The following is a 17989-nucleotide window of genomic DNA, read 5'->3' as shown; positions in this document are numbered from 1 at the left end:
CGGACGCGGCCCTGGAGGTCATCGATCTGCTGACCGCGGCGTGAATCCGGGCGGGGCCCGGGCGGGCCCCCCGCCCCGGGCCCCCCCGGCGACACCGGGGGATCGGCGGCCACGGCCGCCGACCCGGCGAAGGTCAGCGGCGACATCACCGTGCTCACCCACAAGACCGACCTGGCCGGGGACGGCACCCTGGACCGGTACGCGGCCGAGTTCAACAAGACGTACCCCAACGTCCACGTCAAGTTCGAGGCGATCAGCGACTACGAGGGCGCGGTCAAGATCCGCATGAACAGCGACAACTACGGCGACGTGCTCATGATCCCGGCGGCGGTGCCGGTCAACGACTACCCGAAGTTCTTCGCACCGCTCGACACGCAGGCCAATCTGGATCAGAAGTACCGCTTCATCGACAAGGGCACCGTCGACGGCCAGGTCTACGGGGTCGCCATCAACGGCAACGCGACCGGGATCGTCTACAACAAGCAGGTCTGGCAGCAGGCCGGGATCGCCGAGTGGCCGAAGACCTTCGACGAGTTCCGGGCCGACCTGCGGGCCATCAAGGCGAAGACGGGCGCGACCCCGCTGTACACGATCTACCACGAGGGCTGGCCGATGACCGCCTGGCAGAGCTACCTCGGCTCGACCAGCTGCGACACCAAGGCCAACGACAATCTCGCCACCGACACCGCGCCGTGGGCGGCCGGCAAGGAGCTGGCCCGGATCGACGGCCTGCTCTACGACGTCGTGCACGACGGGCTCGTGGAGACCGACCCGACCACGACCGCCTGGGACGCCGCGAAGAGCCAGATCGCCACCGGCAAGACCGGGACGCTGATGCTCGCGTCCTGGGCGATCTCGCAGATGCAGGCGGCCGCGAAGGTGGCCGGCAACGACCCGGCGAACATCGGGTTCATGCCGTGGCCGGCCCAGACCGGCGGGCACTACTGCGCGCTGATCTCCCCGGACTACCTGCAGGGCGTCAGCATCCACTCCAAGCACAAGGAGGCGGCGCGGGCCTGGCTCGACTGGTTCGTCGACAAGAGCACCTACGCCCAGGACCAGAGCCTGCTGCCGACGCTCAGGTCCGGTCCGCTCCCGGCGACGCTGCAGGCCTACCAGGGTGCGGGCGTGCAGTTCGTCGAGCTCAGCCAGGCGCGTAACGCCCAGGTGTCGAAGATCGACAACGAGTCCGAGATCGGCCTGAACAAGCCCGACTACCGGCAGCACATCGTCGACCTCGCCCGGGGCGCGGCCGGCGGCGGCCTCGAGGCCTACTTCGGCGAACTGAACCGGAAATGGGCGGCCGCGATCAAGTCGGCGGGCAGCTGATGCGCTGGACGCCGTGGCTGTTCCTGGCCGTCCCGCTCGGGCTCCTGCTCACGTTCACGTACGCGCCGGTGGCCAACCTGCTCTACTACAGCCTTACGAAATGGGACGGGTTCAGCGCCGACCTGCCGTTCGTCGGCGCCGACAACTACACCGAGCTGTTCACCCGGCCGGACCTGTTCCAGGTGTTCTTCGTCAGCCTGTTCTACCTGGCCTCCGGGGCAGTGCAGATGGTGCTGGCGTTGTACTTCGCGACGGTGCTCAGTTTCAATGTGCGCTTCCGGAGCTTCTTCAAGGGCGTGCTGTTCTTCCCGTATCTCATCAACGGCGTCGCGATCGGGTTCGTGTTCCTGTACTGCTTCCAGCCCGGAGGGACGCTCGACTCGGTGCTGCGCCTCCTGGGAGTACACGGGCAGCATCTGTGGCTCGGCGACCCGGACCTCGTCAACTGGTCCCTGGCCGGGGTGTCGCTGTGGCGGTATCTCGGTCTGAACTTCGTGCTGTTCCTCGGGGCGATCCAGTCCATTCCGGCCGCCATCTACGAGGCCGCCGAGCTCGACGGCGCGAACCGCTGGCATCAGGTCCGGCACCTGATCGTCCCCGGTATCCGGCCGGTGATCGGGCTCAGCGCGATCCTCGTCGTCTCCGGCTCGCTGTCGGTCTTCGAGATTCCGTACATCATGACCGGGGGCGCGAACGGCAGCACCACGTTCGTCATCCAGACCGTGAAGCTCGCGTTCCAGTTCAACAAGGTCGGCCTGGCCTCGGCCGCGGCCGTCGTGCTGCTGGCGATCGTCCTGCTCATCACCTGGGTGCAGCGCCGAGTCCTGCCGGACGAGGGCGCGGACCTGGTATGACGGCCCGGATCGCGGCATCGCTGAAGTATCTGTCCCTCGTGCTCGCGGCCGTCGTGACACTGCTGCCGCTGACGGTGGTGTTCACGACGTCGTTCAAGACCGAACGGGAGGCGGCCGCGACCGGCCCGCTCGACCTGCCGCACGACTGGACCAACCTGCACAACTACCGGTTCGCGTTCACCCAGGGCCAGATGCTGCCGGCGCTGCTCAACACCGTCGTCATTCTCGTCGTCTCGGTGGCCGGGACGGTGCTGATCGGGTCGATGGCGGCGTATGCGATCGACCGGTTCCGGTTCCGCCTGCGCCGCCTGGTCATCGCCCTGTTCCTGCTGGCCGCCCTGGTGCCCGGGGTGACCACCCAGGTCGCCACGTTCCAGGTCGTGAACAGCTTCGGGATGTTCAACTCGCGGCTGGCGCCGATCGCGCTCTACACCGGCACCGACATCGTCTCCATCATCATTTTCGTGCAGTTCGTCCGCGGCATTCCGGTGTCGCTGGACGAGGCGGCCCGCCTCGACGGCGCCTCGTCGTGGCGGATCTACCGCTCGGTGATCCTGCCGCTGCTGAAACCGGCGATCGCGACCGTCGTGATCGTCAAGGGCGTCGTCATCTACAACGACTTCTACGTGCCGTTCCTGTACATGCCCTCGCCGGACCTGGCCGTCATCTCGACGTCGCTGTTCCGGTTCAAGGGCCCGTACGGCGCCCACTGGGAGATTATCTGCGCCGGGGCGGTGCTGGTCATCCTCCCGACGCTTATCGTGTTCCTGATGCTGCAGCGGTTCATCTACAACGGCTTCACCGCGGGGGCCACGAAGTGACGACCCCCGACGGGCGCCGGCCGACCATCGCCTCGATCGCGGCCCGGGCCGGGGTGTCGATCGGCGCGGTGTCCTACGCGCTGAACGGCCGCCCCGGCGTGTCGTCGGAGACGCGGCAGCGCATCATCGACATCGCCAACGACCTCGGCTGGCGGCCGAGCGTCGCGGCCCGCTCGATGGTCGGGTCGCGGGCGCACAGCGTCGGGCTGATCCTGGCCCGCCCGGCCGACACCCTCGGCGTCGAGCCGTTCTTCATGCGCTTCATCGCCGGGCTGGAGCGGGAGCTGTCGGCCCGGCGGATCGCGCTGCTGCTGCAGATCGTCGAGGACCACGCGGCGGCGATCGAGGCCATGCGCCTGTGGTGGGCCGAGCGGCGGGTCGACGGCATGGTCATCACCGACCTGTGGGTCAAGGACGAGCGGCTCCCGGTGCTCGCCGAGCTCGGCCTGCCCGCGATCGCCGCCGGCCGGGTCCCCGGCGGCGGCGACCTGCCCTCGGTGTCGACCGACGACGAGGCCGCGGTGTCCGCGGCCGTCGACTACCTGGTCGCGCTCGGGCACCGGCGCATCGCCCGGGTCGCGGGCCTGCCCGTGCTCAACCACACCCAGCTGCGCATCGACGCGTTCCGGCGGGCGATGCGGGTGCACGGCCTGCCCGCCCGGGACATCGTGACCACCGACTACACCTGGGGCGAGGGCGCGCGGGCGACCCGGACCCTGCTGTCGCGGCGCACCCGCCCGACCGCGATCATCTTCGACAACGACCTCATGGCCGTGGCCGCCGTCAACGTCGCCCAGGAGATGGGCGTGGCCGTCCCGGCCGAGCTGTCCATCGTCGCCGGCGACGACTCCCAGCTGTGCGCCCTGGCCCATCCGGCGCTGACCGCGCTCGCCTGGGACATCCAGGCCTACGGCGCCCACACCGCCCGGGCGCTGCTGCAGCGCATCGACGACGGCCACGCGCCGTCACTGCGCGAGCAGGCCGCGACCCTGGTGGTCCGGGGCAGCACCGCCGCGCCGGTCAAGGCGGCCCGATGATCGTGGTCGCCACCGAGCTGCTCGACCTGCTCGGCCGCGCGTGACGTCAGCAGCCGCAGCCGGCCGGCGCCCCGCAGCCGCAGCCGGCCGTGGACGCCGCGGCGACCGCCGGCTGAGCGGTCCGGCGGCGGTGCAGCCACCACGCGCCCAACGCGACCGCGGCGAGGCCGGCCGCGACGGCCAGGAGCGTCTGCTGGAGCAGCGCGGCGCCGGCGGTGGTGAGGACCCCGGCGGCGATGAGGATCGGGAGCGCGCAGCAGACGGCGCAGGCGAAGGCGGCCAGGACACCGCTGACCTTGCTGGTCCTCATGCGGCGGCCCGGGCCCGGTCGGTGAGGCCGGCCAGGACGTCGGCGTGGTGGGCGGGCACCTCGATGTCCAGGACCACCGCACCACTGTCCTGGGCGGTGACCGTGAACGTGAAGAAGGAGCAGCACCGCGTCTCCCGGGCGGTCAGGTCCCGCACCGTGGCCTCGAGGCCGGGCGGTCCCTGCAGCCGCAGCCGCGCGTGCGTCGGGGCGAGGGCCTCGACGCGGCGCACGGCCGCGGTGAACAGTGCGTCGAACTCGGCCAGCCGCAGGGGCTGCTCCGCGGTCGGCAGCGTGCATGCATCCGGTACACCAGCAGGCATCATGCGTTGAAGGTAAGCCTGTTCCGGGGTACCGGATGCAAGTGACGCCGGTCAGGCGTTGGGGTCGAACGCGATCCCGGCGGGCTTGGCCGCGCTCAGCAGCGACTGGAACCGGCCGTCGCTGATCTTCTGGGTGGCCGAGCCGTAGTCGGCGGTCGTCATCTTGTCGCGCAGGGCCGTCGAGGGCCAGCCGTCCCAGCCGACCAGCGGCGGGTAGCGCCAGTTGTGGTAATGGTTCTCCGGCGGCTCGTCGTTGCTGTTGGCGAGCCGGAAGAAGTGGGTCGACAGGCCGTCCTTGTGGTAGACGGTCTTCGGGTGGGTGCCGTCGAAGCGGACCTGCGCGCGCGGGTAGGTCACCTGGCTGCTGTGCTGGGTCGTGGTCACGTATTCGACCTGGTTCGTCGACTGGCTGACCCAGGAGATGACGTGCTCCCAGTCGTGCCGGTGCCCGCCGAGGCTGATGCCGGGGAGGGCCTGGTCCTTCTCGAAGTAGCTGGCGTAGACGATCGCGCACCAGCCGTTGTTGCACTTCGACCGGGAGTAGGTCTGGGTGCGGTCGAGGTCGGACTGGTCCCGGCAGTTGCCGTTGACGGCCCCGGTCGGGTTGAGGCCGGGGTTGATGGTGCCGGTCGGGCTGATCGCGGCCACGGCGTAGCAGCCGTCGCCGTCGTAGTCGTAGGCGGGCGAGAACGACTGCTCGTAGCCGTTGGCGTTCTGCGGCAGGTTCGGCAGGTTGTCGGCGTAGGCGGCCGTCGCCGGCAGCAGGACCGCGAGCGCGGCCACCCCGGCCACCACCACCCGGGTCACGGTGCGGCGACGTGATGAGACGTGTTCCAACGCTGGCCTTTCATCGGGTCGGCAACTGCGATGAATATCGACGACCACGAGTATGGAGCGCGACCGGCATGGTGTGAACATCCACTGAACGGCTCCGGACCGGCGATGCTCAGGTCACGAACAGCACTACGGCCACGGTCAGGGCGAACACGACGATCGCCCAGCGCAGGACCTCGCCCGGCAGGCGGCGGGCCACGCGGGCGCCGACGTAGCCGCCGGCCATCGTCGCCGGGGCCAGCACGGCCACGACGGCCCAGTTGACCGGGCCGAAGACGCTGTAGAGCAGCACGGTGGTGGTGCCGACGACGGCCGCGAACACGTTCTTCAGCGCGCTGATCCGGCGCAGCGGCTCGTCGAGCACGAGCGCCAGGCTGGCGATGAGCAGGACACCCATCGCCGCGTTGAAGTAGCCGCCGTACAGCCCGCACAGGAACACGGCCACCTGCACGAGCACCGCCTGGCGGCGGGCCGGGAGGTCGGCCGGGTGGCCGGCCAGGGCCTGCAGCTGCTTCTGCAACGCCATCATCGTCGCGGCCAGCAGCAGCAAGAACGGCACGACGACGTCGAACACCCCGTGCGGCGTGAACAGCAGCAGGGCGCTGCCGCCGAGGGTGCCCGCGACGATCGCCGGCAGGATCGTGCGGATGCGCCGCCCCTGCCCGGTCAGGTCGGGGCGGCTGCCGACGGCGCTGGCCGCGTAGCCCGGTGCGACCGACAGCGCGTTGCTCACGTTGGCCGCCACCCCCGGCAGGCCCAGGCCCACGAGCAGCGGAAACGTGATCAGCGACCCGCCGCCCGCGATCGCGTTGACGGCCCCGGTCACCAGACCGCCACCGAGCAGGATCAACGCCTCGCCGGGGGTCATGACCTGCACGTTACCGCCCCGTGACCGTTGCTACCGATCAGTACGATCGGCGTCGATGCGATTCGGGGCGCTGGGGCCACTGCTGGTGGTCGATGACGACGGGGTGGTGCGGCCGGTGGCCGCGGCCCGGCACCGTACCGTGCTGGCCCTGCTGCTGTTGCGGGCCAACCGGGTCATGTCCTTCGACGAGCTGGCCGAGGCGGTCTGGGACGCCGCGCCGCCGCCGGGACACCGGGCGACCCTGCGCAACTACGTCAAGCTGCTGCGGCAGCGGCTCGGGCCGGCCGGCGCGCGGCTGCGGACGCAGCCGCCCGGGTATCGCCTCGACGTCGGCCCGGGCGAGCTCGACCTCGACGACCTGCAGCGGCTGCGGTCGAGCGGGCGGGCCCTGGCCCGGGCCGGGCAGTGGGGCGGGGCGGCGGCCGCGCTGACCGACGCGCTCGGCCTGTTCCGGGGGCCGGTCCTGGCCGACGTGGCCGCGCCGGCCGTCCAGCGCGACTGGGCGCCGCGCCTGGAGGAGGTGCGCCGTGAGGTGTGGGAGGCCCGCATCGACGCGGAGCTGCGCCTCGGGCGCCACGAGGCCGTCATCGACGACCTGCAGCGGCTCGTCCAGGAGGACCCGCTGCGCGAGCGGTTCTGGCTGCAGCTGATGCAGGCCCGGCACCGCAGCGGGCACCGGGCCGCCGCGCTCGCCGTCTATCGGCAGGCCCGGGCCGTGCTGGCCGCGGAGCTCGGCCTCGAGCCGGGCCCGGAGCTGCGCCGGCTGCAGCACCGGATCCTCACCGACTGAGGGACGCTACGCGGCCGCTACCGGGCTGAGGCAGCGTGCACCCATGCGTAAGCTGCTGGCGCTGCTCCTGCTGCTGCCCACGGCCGTGGTCGTCCTCGGCCCACCCGCCGCCGCCAACGCCGCCGCGGCCGGGCGGGTCATGGTCGTCGGCGACTCGATCAGCCACGGCAGCAGCGGGGACTGGACGTGGCGGTACCGGCTGTGGAAGCACCTCACCGCGAACGGGGCCGCGCCGGACTTCGTCGGGCCACGCAACGACCTGAACAACATCATGACCACGGCCGAGGGCGACGGCGACCAGACCTACGCCGACCCGGAGTTCGACCGTGACCACGATGCCGTGTGGGGACGGCCGATCGCCGATGAGAAGACGGTGATCGCGGCCCGGACCGCGCAGTACCAACCGGATGAGATCCTGCTGTTGCTCGGCATCAATGACCTCGTCTGGCTCGGCCACAGCCCGGCCCAGGTCGAGGCCGACACCCGGGAGCTCATCGCCAACGCGCGCTCGGCCCGGCCCGGCGTCCGGTTCGTCCTCGGCCGGTTGCTGCCGACCACCCGCGCCGTCACCGACGCGCCGTTCGCCGCACTGGTCGCCGACACCAACCAGCGCATCGCCGCCGTCGCGGCGAGCCTGGACACGGCCGCGTCTCCGGTCGTCGTCGCCGCCACCGACGCCGGGTTCGTCGCGGCCGAGCACACCTGGGACGGGGTGCACCCCAACGCCCGCGGGGAGCTGCGGATCGCCGCCGCGTTCGCCGACGCGCTCGCGCAGCGGTTCGGGATCGGCGCGGCCTATCCCCGGCCGTTCCCGGACGTGCCGGTCGGCCCGTCCCAGGCGCCGGTGGCCACGCTCACGGCGACCGGGGCGAGCACGGCCGACCTGGCCTGGACGCCGTCGACCGGAGCGACGCAGTACTGGGTGTGGACGCAGGACACGCTGCTGAACAAGGAGTGGACGAAGCTGCCGATCCCGCTCACCGCGGCGTACAACCCGTGGCACGTCACACAGCTCGGGGCCGGGGTCACGTACCGGTACAAGATCCAGGCGGCCAAGGGCGACGACGAGGGCGCGTACTCCAACGAGGTCACGATCACCCCCACCGGCAGCGTCCCCGGCACCCCGGGTGCGTTCACGGTCACCGCCGGGAACAACCAGGCCGAGCTGCGCTGGACCGCGGCCGCCGACGCCACCGGCTACCTGGTGTCGGTGCGCAACGTGACGGACGGCGAGACCGGGTTCCGCGAGCTGCCGTGGCCGATCTCCGGCACCTCATGGGCCGCGACCCTGCTGGAGAACGGCGTCCGCTACGAGTTCCGGATCCAGGCGGTCAACGGCACGCTGCGCGGCGGGACGAGCCCGGTCGTCGGCGTCACGCTCACGGGCGCGACCCCGGGCGCCCCGGTGCTGACGGTGAGCAGCGGCAACGGCGAGGCGGTGCTGTCCTGGGCGGCGGTGGCCGACGCCGACCGCTACGGCATCGAGCAGCGCAACGTGACCGCCGGCGAGACCGGGTTCACCCGCCTGCCGTGGCCGGTCTACGGCACCGCGTTCACGGCGCGCGGGCTGGTCAACGGGGCGGTGTACGAGTACCGGGTCCAGGCCCTCAACGGCCGCATCGCCGGCGGGTTCTCCGCGACCGGCACGGCCCGGCCCACGGCGAGCCCGCCCCCGGCCCCGACCGGCCTGAGCGCGACCGCCGGCAACGGGACCGTGACGCTGCGCTGGACCGAGGCACCCGGGGCGAGCGGCTACTGGGTGCACGTGCGCAACGTGACCGCGGGGGAGAGCGGGTTCCGGAAGCTCACCTGGCCCGTCGACGGGGCGTCGTGGACCGCCGAGCTGCTCGAGAACGGGGCGACCTACGAGTTCAAGCTCCAGTCCGTCGACGGGCTCGTCGACGGCGCGACCAGCGCCACCGTGTCCGCGACGCCGACGGTGCCGCCACCGGCCGCGCCGGCCGGGCTCACCGCGACCGCCGGCGACGGCGAGGCCGACCTGCGCTGGACCGCGGCCGCGAACGCCACCGGCTACATCGTGTCCCGCCGCAACGTCACCGCCGGCGAGACCGGCTTCACCGAGCTGCCCATCGCGGTCGGCGGCACCGGCTGGACCGCGGAGGGCCTCAGCAACGGCGCGACCTACCAGTTCAAGCTGCAGTCGGTGAGCGGCCGGATCAAGGGGGCGACAACGGCCGCGGTCACCGTCACGCCGACCGGACCCGTTCCCGGGGCGCCGGCGCTCACCGTGCGGGCCGGCGACCGCAAGGCCCAGCTGAGCTGGAGCATGCCGGCCGGGACCACCGCCGTGTACGTATGGGCGCGCAACGTCACCGCCGGCGAGGCCGGGTTCACGAAGCTGCTGTGGCCGGTGATCGACGACGCGTGGACGGCGACGGGCCTGGTGAACGGGGCGACGTACCAGTACAAGGTGCAGGCCTACAACGACCTGATCCCGGGCGGCACGTCGGCCGCCGTCACCGTCGTCCCGTCGGGCCCGCCGCCGGCCGGGCCGGAGAGCCTCGAGGTCACCGGCGGCAACGGCAAGGCGGTGCTGCACTGGAGCGCCGCGTCCCGGGCGACCGCCTACCGCATCTGGGTCAAGGACAGCACGGACTGGCACCCGCTGCCCGTGCCGATCGCCGACGACGGCTGGACGGCGACCGGCCTCGTCAACGGGGCCGCCTACCAGTTCAAGGTCCAGTCCGTCGACGGGCTGACCCCGGGCGGCTACTCCAACACCGTCTCCGTCACCCCGCTCGGCCCGACCCCGCAGGTGTCCAACCTGCGGGTCTCCGCCGCGGCCGGCTCGGCCCGCCTGCAGTGGACCCGGTCCGGGACCGCCACCGGATACTTCATCCAGCTGCGCGACGTCAGCCGGGGCGAGGTCGACTACACCGAGCTGCTGTATCCGGTCACCGGCTCGTCGTTCACCGTCACCCTGCTCACGCCCGGGCACGTCTACGACATCCGGGTCCAGGCGATCAACGGCCAGCAGCGCGGCGTGCGCAGCAACACCGTGCGGGTCACGCTGCCCAAGCCGCGCCCGGCCACCAGCGCTTCGGCCCTGCCGCTGGTCTACGGGATGAAGCTGAGCTGGAAGGCCTCGCCGGATGCGGACGGGTATCAGATCTACTACTACCCGCTGCCGTGCGGCCGGGACAACCCGTCACGGTCCTCGATGGACAAGCTGCCGTTCGTCGTGACCGGCACCTCGGTGAGCATCGGCTACCTGTTCCTGCAGGAGTGCTGGTACTTCGAGGTGGTGGCGGTCAAGAACGGCGTCGAGGCCGACCCGTCCAGCGGCGCGCAGGCCGTCAACTACACGGTGCGCAGCAACGACGACACCGCCGCCTATGAGGCGACCGTGCGCATCATGGCCAACATCATGCACATCAATCAGGGCAGCGCCGCCACCGCCGAGATTCACCGGCTCCTGGACGGCGACATCTGGGAGCAGGGCCGCGGCACCGTCATGTGGAAGAACCTGGTGTGCGGCAGCTGCCCGTGGGACCAGAAGCCACAGCTGCGCACCTATCCGGGTATCGGCGCGGAGAGCGGCTGGGACGCCTACCGCTACCGCATCCCGCTACAGCCGTGGGAGATGTACTACGACATCTGGTCCAACATCCACTACGGCTACGTCGGGCGGGCCGCCGGCTTCTCCGAGTGGGTCCTGGTGCACGCCCAGCGCCTGGTCGGCGTCACCGACGCCGGCGACGATCACTCGGTGCGGCTCGGCGCCGCGCTCTGGGACCGCTACGGCCCGAACCTGACCGAGAACCTGCTGGCGCTCGCGATCCTCAACGAGCTCGGCGGTTTCATCGCCGAGGGCAAGGCGACCGCTTGGTCCCCGCGGCTCGTGCCCAACCTCTGACGGGATTTCGGCGTCGCGGTGCTGGGTATCACCTCCGGATGCGACCCACCACCGCGCTCGCCGCCGTGGCCGGGCTGGCGGTCCTCGCCGGCTGCGGCAGCAACGCCGGAACCCCGGCCCCGGAGGCGGCCCTGCCATCGGCTGCTCCTAGCGTTGCTAGGCCCACTAGCAGTGCTAGTCCGGCGGTGTCCGCCTCGGCGGCCCCGGCGCCGTCGTTCACCGGGGCCGACGCGCCGATGCTGTCCGGGCGGCGCAAGGTCGTCATCCGGCCCGCCGAGGCCGGCGAGTCCATCCTCGCGGTCGACGACGGCGGACGGCTCAACGTGACCGACGGTCCAACCGCCAAAAGCCTTTTCGTGTTGGTACCGTCCGGAGCCCGCCACCAGATCAGAACGGCCACGGCCGACCGGTCCTGCCTCGGCCTGAAGAACAACGGCAGTGCCCCCCTCACCATCGTCGCCACCGCCTGCGACGCGAGCCGCGACGGGCAGCTGTTCACGATCAGGCCACCGTCCGGCGGCGACCCGGCCACCTACGTGATCAGCGTCAGCGACGCCTACCTGCAGTCCTCGAAGACCAACGGCCTGATCGCCGAGGAGCCCGGCGACGCGGGCGCGATCACCGCCTTCGTCCTCGTGGACAACGGTCCGGCCACCTGACCCGTATGCTGAGCGCGTGCGGGCATCGCTCATCATCATTGCGGTGGGGCTCGTGGTGGTCGCGGCCTGCATCGGCGGCGTCACGGCCGGGGTCCAGATGAGCCGGCCGCCGATCAGCGGCACCGGGCCTTACCTGACCGGCGCCCGCCGGTCGCTGATCGTCCTGGGCATCGCGGCCGGCCCGCTGCTCAGTGCCCTCGGCGGCCTGGGCCTGTGGTGGGAGATCCGCGAGCGGAGCGACTCGGGCGCGGCGTTGCTGGCGGTCTTCGGCGCGATCCTGGGCGGCCTGCTGATCGCCGGGCTCTGCGTCTACGAGGTCCTCGCCGGCCCTGAGGAGCTCACCGTCGACGAGCGCGGGTTCACCCGGGCGACGCAGGAGTACTGGGGCGGCCGGCCGGTCATGCTGCGCAACGCGGCGGCGGTGCCGGTCACCATCTGCGCGGGCCGGGCCGGGCGCTGCGACGGGCCGGCGGACGTGCCGGGGCCGGTGCGCGGGGCCGGCACGACGCTGCCGCCGGCCGGGTTCGTGCGCATCGACATCCCCAACGTCGAGCACACCCTGCGCCTCACCGTGGCCGAGCCGAAGGGGCTGCCGGCGCCCGACCTGGTCATCGAGACCACCTACGACAGCGGCCTCAACCCGCCGGCCTGGCTGCACCGTCCGGTAGTGGCGACCGTCGATTAGTGGCAAAATCTACCCTTGTCAATGGAGCCCGCCAGCCCGGACAAGGGAGTTCGTCATGGCCATCGATCGCCGCTCGCTGCTGGCCGCGGGAGCCGGTACCACCGCCGCATTGTCTTTGCCCGGAATCGCCGTTGCCGGGAACCGTCCGCCGACGATCGCGCGTTTCACGCTCGACGCCGTGACCCTGGACGGCGGGGAGCAGGTCACCGCGGTCACGCTCGACACCGCGCGGCTCGGCCCGATCGCGCCCGCAAGCCTGACCCCGGCGACGTTCACGGTGCACGCCAAGGCCACCAGCCCGATCCCGATCGCCCCCGGCGACCAGATCTTCAGCGAGTACGACCTCGACCGCCCGGTCACCGCGGCCCGCCTCGACCGCCGCGGTGACATCGTCCTCGAGCTGAGCTACGCCGAGGGCCAGGTCGGCGGCGGCACCCTCGGCTACATCGCCGGCAAGGGCCGCAACGTGCGGCTCGACCTGACGTACACGATCACGCAGACCGCCCCGCTGCGGCTGCGCGACGGCCGCCCGCTCACCATCGAGCGGTTCGAGCAGGGCCGCCTGGTCAACCCGGAAGTGGACGCGTTCAGCTACCACACGTCGGGTTCGGGCATGCGGTACCGCCTCTTCGCTCCGGCCGGTTCCGCCCGTCACGCCCGCCACCCGCTGATCGTCTGGCTGCACGGCGGTGGCGAGGGTGCGTCGCTGCCCGACAACTACTACGACAACGAGACGACCCTGCGGGCCAACCGCGGCGCGCTGGGCTTCGCGACCCCGCAGGCGCAGCGGATCTTCGCGGGCGCCTACGTGGTCGCCCCGCAGAGCACGTCGTACTGGCTGGAGGACGGCGACCGCTTCGCCCCGCAGATCAACGAGATCGTCCAGGACCTGGCCCGCCGCCTCCCGATCGACCGCCGCCGCATCTACGTGGCCGGCTGCAGCAACGGCGGCTACATGTCCCTGAAGATGACCACCGTCTACCCCTCGGCGTTCGCGGCGTCGGTCCCGATCTGCGGCGTGGTCACATCCGTCCTCACCGACGACGAGCTCCGCCACATCGACACCCCGACCTGGCTGGTCGCCTCGCTCGACGACGACACCGTCCCGCCCCAGGCCAACACCGTCCACGCCCACGACCTGATCCGGCGCTCACTGATCTCGCTGTACGACCACGTCATCTGGAACGGCCACCAGTTCCCCGGCCACTGGTCGTGGATCTACGTGGCCCGCAACGACCCGAGCGTGGGCCGGCTCCACATCTGGCAGTGGATGGCCGCCCAACAGCGCCGGTGAGCGCGGGTCTCCTACGCCGGTGATCGAGGAGGGCGGCCGCGGGAACAGTGCCGCCCGTTACCTGATGCGCCGGCCGGTGGTGGCCCGGCCCGAGGGCTGAGCCACCACCGGGGCGGGTCAGCGGCGCAGGGTCAGCAGGCCGGGCCGGTACGGCAGCAGGCCGTAGTCGCCGCCGGAGCTCGGGGAGCGGCCCTGGTAGAGCAGTTGCAGGTTGCAGGGGTCGACGGTCTTGGTCTGGTCGGGGTTGGTGCGGACCAGGTCGCCGTGGCTGATGTCGTTGGTCCAGGTGGCGCCGCTGTTGGCCTTGCCCGCGAACGGGTTGGACTCGCTGGCCGCCTGCGGGGTCCACGACCCGCCGAGGCTGGAGGACGTGAACGAGCGGAAGTACCGGCCCTGCCCGCCGATGGCCTCGACGAGCATCAGGTACTGGTTCTGGCCCTGGACCTTGTACACCTCGACGCCCTCGAACAGGTTGTTCGTCGAGTCGCTCATGACCTGGGTGTAGCTGGACCCGAAACTGCCCGGGAAGTTCCCGATCGGCATGCTGGCCCGGTAGATCTTGCCGTTGTCACCGGCGAAGAACAGGTACATGTTCTGCCCGTCACCGATGATCGTCTGATCGATCGGGCCCGTACCCGAGCCGGAGATGCTCCCGGTGAACAGCGTCTGCTGCGCCGACCACCCGTTGGCGTTGGACGGGTCACTGGAGGTCCGGTAGGAGAACGCCGTCCCGCCCCACTGATACGTCAGCACCCAGATGTTCTTGGGCGCGAAGTAGAACAGCGTCGGCGCGACGGTACTGAACGACATCTTGTTCTGTGCGGCGGAGCCCATGGCGGACCAGTCGCTGAAGAGCCCGAAGTTCATCGACCCCCACGACGAGCCGCTGTCGTGCGTTGTCGCGTAGACGAGGTGCTTGCCGTTGTACACGACGTTCGTGAAGTCCTTGAGCGACACCCACCCGTTCTGCGGCGTCGCCAGGGCGCCGGTCGACGTCCAGCGGTAGGTCGACGGCAGCGTGCACGTCCCGGTGGTCGGCGTGGGCGAGGCGGACGTGGGCGGCGGCGGACTGGAGGGCGGCGTGGTCGTGCTCCCCACCGAGCCGTTGCAGGTGGTGCCGTTCAAAGCGAATTCGGCGGGTACCGGATTCGCGCCGGTCCAGGACCCGTTGAACCCGAACGCGGCCGTGCCGTTCGTCGGGATGCTCGCGTTGTAGCTCGCGTTGGTCACGGTGACCTGCGCGCCGGACTGGGCGACCGTGCCGCCCCACAGCTGGGTGACGCTCTGGCCGGACCCGAACGACCAGGTGAGCCGCCAGCCGTTGACGGCCTCGCCGTAGTTGGTGACGGTGACGTTCGCGGTGAACCCGCCGGGCCAGGAGCTGGCGACGGCGTAGTCGACGCGGCAGCCGGCCGCCGCCTGGGCCGGACCCGCGGTCAGCACGGCGGCACCCCAGGCCACGGCGAGGCCCGCGGCGCAGGCGGCGGCCAGCACCCGGGTGCGTGGAAGCTCCATCAATTCCTCCATAGGCGAGAGAGACGGACTCCGGGCGAGTGTTAGCGCTCACTTTTCGGGCGTCAACGACCCTCGTCCGGTACCGCCGGCAATGTCCCCGCCCAGCACCGCGCAGCCCGCCGCCGAGGCCGCCTGACCTGCCCCGACAACCAAAAGTGTTATGCCGGAACCGCCGTCTGAGTCGCCGGGGAAAGTTACACGGGTGATGTCAGCGGGCGCCGGCCGCACTACCGTGAGGCTTTGTGACGCAGGGCGCGGACGGCCGTGGCGTCGAGGTCGTGGCGCTGGTGACGTCGGTCGGCGGTCTCGCGGCGCTGTCGGGTGTCCTGCGCGTCCTGCCGCCCGACTTTCCCGCCGCCGTCGCCGTCGCCCAGCACCTCGGCGGGCAGGGCAGCGTGCTCGTCGACCTCCTCGCCCGGCGGATAGCGCTGCCGGTCGGGTGGGCGCGCGACGGCGGCCGGATCGAGCCGGGGACGGTGACGGTGTGCCCGCCGCGTTCGGTGCTCGAGGTGCTGCCCGACCGCACGTGCGCGGTGCGCCCGGCCGAGCGGGTGTTCGCGGACCGCCCGCTGGACACGCTGCTGGCGTCGGTCGGCGACAGCTTCGCCGGGGCGTCGCTGGCCGTGGTGCTGACCGGGATGGGCAGCGACGGTGTCGTGGGTGCCACGGCCGTGCGCGCCGCCGGCGGCTTCGTGATCGCGCAGAGCGAGGAGACCGCCGAGCAGCCGGCGATGCCCGCGGCGGCGGGGGCGGTGGATCTGGTGCTGCCGCTGTACGACATCGGCCCGGCGGTGGTGGACGCCGCGCTGGGCCGGCGGCTGCCACTGGCACCCACCGAAGCGCAGGCGATCCGGGCCACGTTCGGGACCGAGGGCGTGATGGCGGGCCACGCGGCCGCGCTCGACTGGAGCCGCGCGCCGCGCGCCGACAGCCGCCGGGCCGCGCTGGCCGGGGCGATGGCCATCCTGGCCGACGCGGCCGACCTGCTCTTCAGCGTCGCCTACCGGCTCGACGCGCCGTCGACCCGGGCCGGCCTGGTGGCCGCGAGCGGGGTCGAGGCGGGCGGCCCGCTGGCACCGCGCGAGCTACGGCCGGCGCCGGGCTCCGCGTGGCCGTTGCCGGCGGGGACCGGGCCGAAGCTCGTCGGCGACCTGGCCGCCCGCTTCCCCGGCCACCTGCTCGGCGCCGGCGACGTGCCGCCCGAGAGCGCCGTCGTGCATCCGCTGCGCGACGACGCCGAAAACCGGGTGGTCGGGCTGCTGATCCTCGGCCTCGACCCCTACCTGAACCTGGACGACCGGTATCGCGAGTTCCTGTCGCTGGTCGGCGGCTCGGTCGAGAGCCGGATGGCGGACGCGGACGCCCGGCAGCGCGAGCGGCAGCGGCTGGAGCGGCTGGCGGAGCTCGACCGGGCCAAGACGGAGTTCTTCTCGAACGTGTCGCACGAGTTCCGCACGCCGTTGACGCTGATGCTCGGCCCGCTCGACGAGCTCGGGCGCGACGGTGACGGGCCGTCGGCGCGGCAGCGGGCCGACGTCGACCTGGTGCGCCGCAACGCCCGGCGGCTGCAGCGCCTCGTCGGGACGATGCTCGACTGCTCGCAGATCGAAGCCGGGCGGCTGCGGGCGGTGTTCGCCCCGGTCGACCTGGCCGAGCGCACCCGGGAGATCGTGGGGCAGTTCGACGGCGCCGCCGAGCGGGCCGGGCTCGCGCTGCGCACGGACCTCCCGGCGTTGCCGGCGGTCTGGGCCGACGCCGAGATGTGGGAGAAGATCGTCTCGAACCTGCTGTCCAACGCGCTGAAGTTCACGTTCGCGGGCGAGATCGCGGTGTCGCTGCGCGGGCTGGCCCACCACGCCGAGCTCGTCGTCCGCGACACCGGCGTGGGCATCGCCGCGGAGGAGCTGCCGCACGTCTTCAAGCGCTTCCACCGGGTGCGCGGGGGCCGCGCGCGGACGCACGAGGGTGCGGGCATCGGGCTCGCGCTCGTCGACGAGCTCGTCCGCCGCCATCACGGCCGCGCCGCTCAATGCGCTGACGCCGCTGCAACAGGCGCTGCGCGACGGCCGGCGGCTCGTGATCGAGGACGCGCAGCGCGATCCGGCGGTCGCCGCGGTCCGCGAGGTACTCGCCGACCTTGGGATCGGCGCGCAGCTGCTGCTGCCGCTCGGGGGCGAGGGCGGTGCCGGCAGGGCCCTGTCGGTGCACCAGCAGACGGCGCGCGCGTGGACGCCGGAGGACATCGCGCTCGCCGAGGAGACGGCCGGGCGCGCGTGGGCGGAGGTCGAACGCGCCCGCCGCCGAGGCGGCCCGGCGTGAGAGCGAGGCGCGGTTCCGGGCCCTCGCCGAGGCCTCACCCCTCGGCGTCGCGGTGACCACGCAGGGGCCGGGGACGTTCCTCTACGCCAACCGGGCGTCCAAGGCGGCCGAGCGGGCGCGCACGGCGTGCGCCAACGGGCAGCGCGAGGCCCTGGAAGCGGCCCTGAGCGGCGCCCCGCTCGAGGCGTCCCTCGGCTGCCTCGTGCGCGGCGCCGTTGAGGCGCTGGGCCCCGGTACCCGGGCGGTGTTCTCCCTGACCGGCGGCGACGGCGTCACGGCGCATCAGGTCTCCGGCGGCTGGAGCGTGCCCATCCTCGGCGCGGCCGGGACCGCCCTCGGCTCGCTGGCGATCGACCCTGAGCCGCCGCGCGCCCCCACCCCGTACGACCTCGAACTCGCGACCATGCTCACCCGGACCGCAGCCATGATCATCGCGCACCGCGACCTCGACATCCGGAGAGGTCTCCGCTAAGTTAG

At 72.1% G+C, this 17989-nt stretch carries 15 protein-coding genes and 2 pseudogenes; 12 read left to right on the top strand and 5 right to left on the bottom strand.

Annotated features, from left to right (window positions below; all coding sequences use genetic code 11):
- The first annotated feature begins 150 nt into the window (after window positions 1-150).
- Genes ACIA8L_RS11760 through ACIA8L_RS11745 form a run of 4 tightly spaced genes read left to right on the top strand, consistent with a single transcriptional unit; the run spans window position 151 to window position 4041 of the window.
- Complete coding sequence (locus tag ACIA8L_RS11760; RefSeq protein ID WP_395903195.1) at window positions 151-1329, top strand: ABC transporter substrate-binding protein; 1179 nt, start codon at window positions 151-153, stop codon at window positions 1327-1329.
- Window positions 1329-2183 (top strand): carbohydrate ABC transporter permease, encoded by an 855-nt coding sequence (locus tag ACIA8L_RS11755; protein WP_395903193.1) that lies wholly within the window; start codon window positions 1329-1331, stop codon window positions 2181-2183. The genes ACIA8L_RS11760 and ACIA8L_RS11755 overlap by 1 nt, the downstream gene beginning before the upstream one ends.
- Entirely contained in the window at window positions 2180-3004 is an 825-nt protein-coding gene (locus tag ACIA8L_RS11750) for a carbohydrate ABC transporter permease (RefSeq protein ID WP_395903191.1), read from the top strand. The genes ACIA8L_RS11755 and ACIA8L_RS11750 overlap by 4 nt, the downstream gene beginning before the upstream one ends.
- Window positions 3001-4041 (top strand): LacI family DNA-binding transcriptional regulator, encoded by a 1041-nt coding sequence (locus tag ACIA8L_RS11745; protein ID WP_395903189.1) that lies wholly within the window; start codon window positions 3001-3003, stop codon window positions 4039-4041. Before ACIA8L_RS11750 ends, ACIA8L_RS11745 begins: the two co-directional genes overlap by 4 nt.
- A gap of 46 nt (window positions 4042-4087) precedes the next feature.
- Here the strand turns inward: ACIA8L_RS11745 and ACIA8L_RS11740 are convergent, their stop codons facing one another.
- The 4 genes from ACIA8L_RS11740 to ACIA8L_RS11725 all read right to left on the bottom strand — a co-directional run bounded on the left by ACIA8L_RS11740 (window position 4088) and on the right by ACIA8L_RS11725 (window position 6373).
- Window positions 4088-4351 (bottom strand): hypothetical protein, encoded by a 264-nt coding sequence (locus ACIA8L_RS11740; protein WP_395903187.1) that lies wholly within the window; start codon window positions 4349-4351, stop codon window positions 4088-4090.
- Complete coding sequence (locus ACIA8L_RS11735; RefSeq protein WP_395903184.1) at window positions 4348-4674, bottom strand: hypothetical protein; 327 nt, start codon at window positions 4672-4674, stop codon at window positions 4348-4350. The genes ACIA8L_RS11740 and ACIA8L_RS11735 overlap by 4 nt, the downstream gene beginning before the upstream one ends.
- Window positions 4675-4722: 48 nt before the next feature.
- Complete coding sequence (locus tag ACIA8L_RS11730) at window positions 4723-5478, bottom strand: NPP1 family protein (protein ID WP_395903182.1); 756 nt, start codon at window positions 5476-5478, stop codon at window positions 4723-4725.
- 139 nt (window positions 5479-5617) lie between these two features.
- Window positions 5618-6373 carry a sulfite exporter TauE/SafE family protein gene (locus tag ACIA8L_RS11725; protein WP_395903180.1) on the bottom strand — a complete coding sequence of 252 codons (756 nt, stop codon included), beginning with the start codon at window positions 6371-6373 and terminating at the stop codon, window positions 5618-5620.
- A 55-nt stretch (window positions 6374-6428) separates the two neighbouring features.
- Between ACIA8L_RS11725 and ACIA8L_RS11720 the strand changes: the two genes are divergently transcribed.
- The 5 genes from ACIA8L_RS11720 to ACIA8L_RS11700 are packed head-to-tail and all read left to right on the top strand — an operon-like array spanning window position 6429 to window position 13678.
- Entirely contained in the window at window positions 6429-7163 is a 735-nt protein-coding gene (locus ACIA8L_RS11720) for a BTAD domain-containing putative transcriptional regulator (protein WP_395903178.1), read from the top strand.
- 43 nt (window positions 7164-7206) lie between these two features.
- The gene (locus ACIA8L_RS11715) at window positions 7207-11040 is read left to right on the top strand and encodes a fibronectin type III domain-containing protein (protein WP_395903175.1); all 3834 of its coding nucleotides are present in this window, start codon (window positions 7207-7209) and stop codon (window positions 11038-11040) included.
- Window positions 11041-11078: 38 nt separating this feature from the next.
- Complete coding sequence (locus tag ACIA8L_RS11710) at window positions 11079-11699, top strand: hypothetical protein (protein WP_395903173.1); 621 nt, start codon at window positions 11079-11081, stop codon at window positions 11697-11699.
- Between the two features lie 16 nt (window positions 11700-11715).
- Window positions 11716-12384 carry a hypothetical protein gene (locus tag ACIA8L_RS11705; RefSeq protein WP_395903171.1) on the top strand — a complete coding sequence of 223 codons (669 nt, stop codon included), beginning with the start codon at window positions 11716-11718 and terminating at the stop codon, window positions 12382-12384.
- A gap of 55 nt (window positions 12385-12439) precedes the next feature.
- Entirely contained in the window at window positions 12440-13678 is a 1239-nt protein-coding gene (locus ACIA8L_RS11700; protein ID WP_395903169.1) for a prolyl oligopeptidase family serine peptidase, read from the top strand.
- A 117-nt stretch (window positions 13679-13795) separates the two neighbouring features.
- Here the strand turns inward: ACIA8L_RS11700 and ACIA8L_RS11695 are convergent, their stop codons facing one another.
- Window positions 13796-15193: a non-reducing end alpha-L-arabinofuranosidase family hydrolase gene (locus tag ACIA8L_RS11695; protein ID WP_395903166.1), complete on the bottom strand. Its 1398-nt coding sequence runs from the start codon at window positions 15191-15193 to the stop codon at window positions 13796-13798.
- Window positions 15194-15435: 242 nt separating this feature from the next.
- Between ACIA8L_RS11695 and ACIA8L_RS11690 the strand changes: the two are divergent.
- The 3 genes and pseudogenes from ACIA8L_RS11690 to ACIA8L_RS11680 form a co-directional block, all read left to right on the top strand.
- A pseudogene (locus tag ACIA8L_RS11690) lies at window positions 15436-17205 on the top strand (chemotaxis protein CheB); the annotation flags it as partial.
- Window positions 17159-17416, top strand: a pseudogene (locus tag ACIA8L_RS11685) (hypothetical protein); the annotation flags it as partial. The pseudogenes ACIA8L_RS11690 and ACIA8L_RS11685, both read left to right, overlap by 47 nt.
- The gene (locus tag ACIA8L_RS11680) at window positions 17376-17984 is read left to right on the top strand and encodes a PAS domain-containing protein (RefSeq protein WP_395903164.1); all 609 of its coding nucleotides are present in this window, start codon (window positions 17376-17378) and stop codon (window positions 17982-17984) included. The pseudogene ACIA8L_RS11685 and the gene ACIA8L_RS11680, both read left to right, overlap by 41 nt.
- Window positions 17985-17989 lie beyond the last annotated feature (5 nt).

Source organism: Dactylosporangium sp. NPDC051541 (assembly GCF_044454505.1).
Classification (GTDB): Bacteria; Actinomycetota; Actinomycetes; order Mycobacteriales; family Micromonosporaceae; genus Dactylosporangium.
Note: the sequence above shows the minus strand (reverse complement) of the source record. Positions and strands in the feature narration are given on the sequence as shown.

What these genes read in the sequence shown, in the direction of transcription:
- ACIA8L_RS11755 (WP_395903193.1), top strand. Translation starts at nt 1,329, where the DNA reads ATGCGCTGGACGCCGTGGCTGTTCCTGGCCGTCCCGCTCGGGCTCCTG.
- ACIA8L_RS11750 (WP_395903191.1), top strand. Translation starts at nt 2,180, where the DNA reads ATGACGGCCCGGATCGCGGCATCGCTGAAGTATCTGTCCCTCGTGCTC.
- ACIA8L_RS11740 (WP_395903187.1), bottom strand. Translation starts at nt 4,351, where the DNA reads ATGAGGACCAGCAAGGTCAGCGGTGTCCTGGCCGCCTTCGCCTGCGCC.
- ACIA8L_RS11735 (WP_395903184.1), bottom strand. Translation starts at nt 4,674, where the DNA reads ATGATGCCTGCTGGTGTACCGGATGCATGCACGCTGCCGACCGCGGAG.
- ACIA8L_RS11725 (WP_395903180.1), bottom strand. Translation starts at nt 6,373, where the DNA reads ATGACCCCCGGCGAGGCGTTGATCCTGCTCGGTGGCGGTCTGGTGACC.
- ACIA8L_RS11720 (WP_395903178.1), top strand. Translation starts at nt 6,429, where the DNA reads ATGCGATTCGGGGCGCTGGGGCCACTGCTGGTGGTCGATGACGACGGG.
- ACIA8L_RS11715 (WP_395903175.1), top strand. Translation starts at nt 7,207, where the DNA reads ATGCGTAAGCTGCTGGCGCTGCTCCTGCTGCTGCCCACGGCCGTGGTC.
- ACIA8L_RS11710 (WP_395903173.1), top strand. Translation starts at nt 11,079, where the DNA reads ATGCGACCCACCACCGCGCTCGCCGCCGTGGCCGGGCTGGCGGTCCTC.
- ACIA8L_RS11700 (WP_395903169.1), top strand. Translation starts at nt 12,440, where the DNA reads ATGGCCATCGATCGCCGCTCGCTGCTGGCCGCGGGAGCCGGTACCACC.
- ACIA8L_RS11695 (WP_395903166.1), bottom strand. Translation starts at nt 15,193, where the DNA reads ATGGAGCTTCCACGCACCCGGGTGCTGGCCGCCGCCTGCGCCGCGGGC.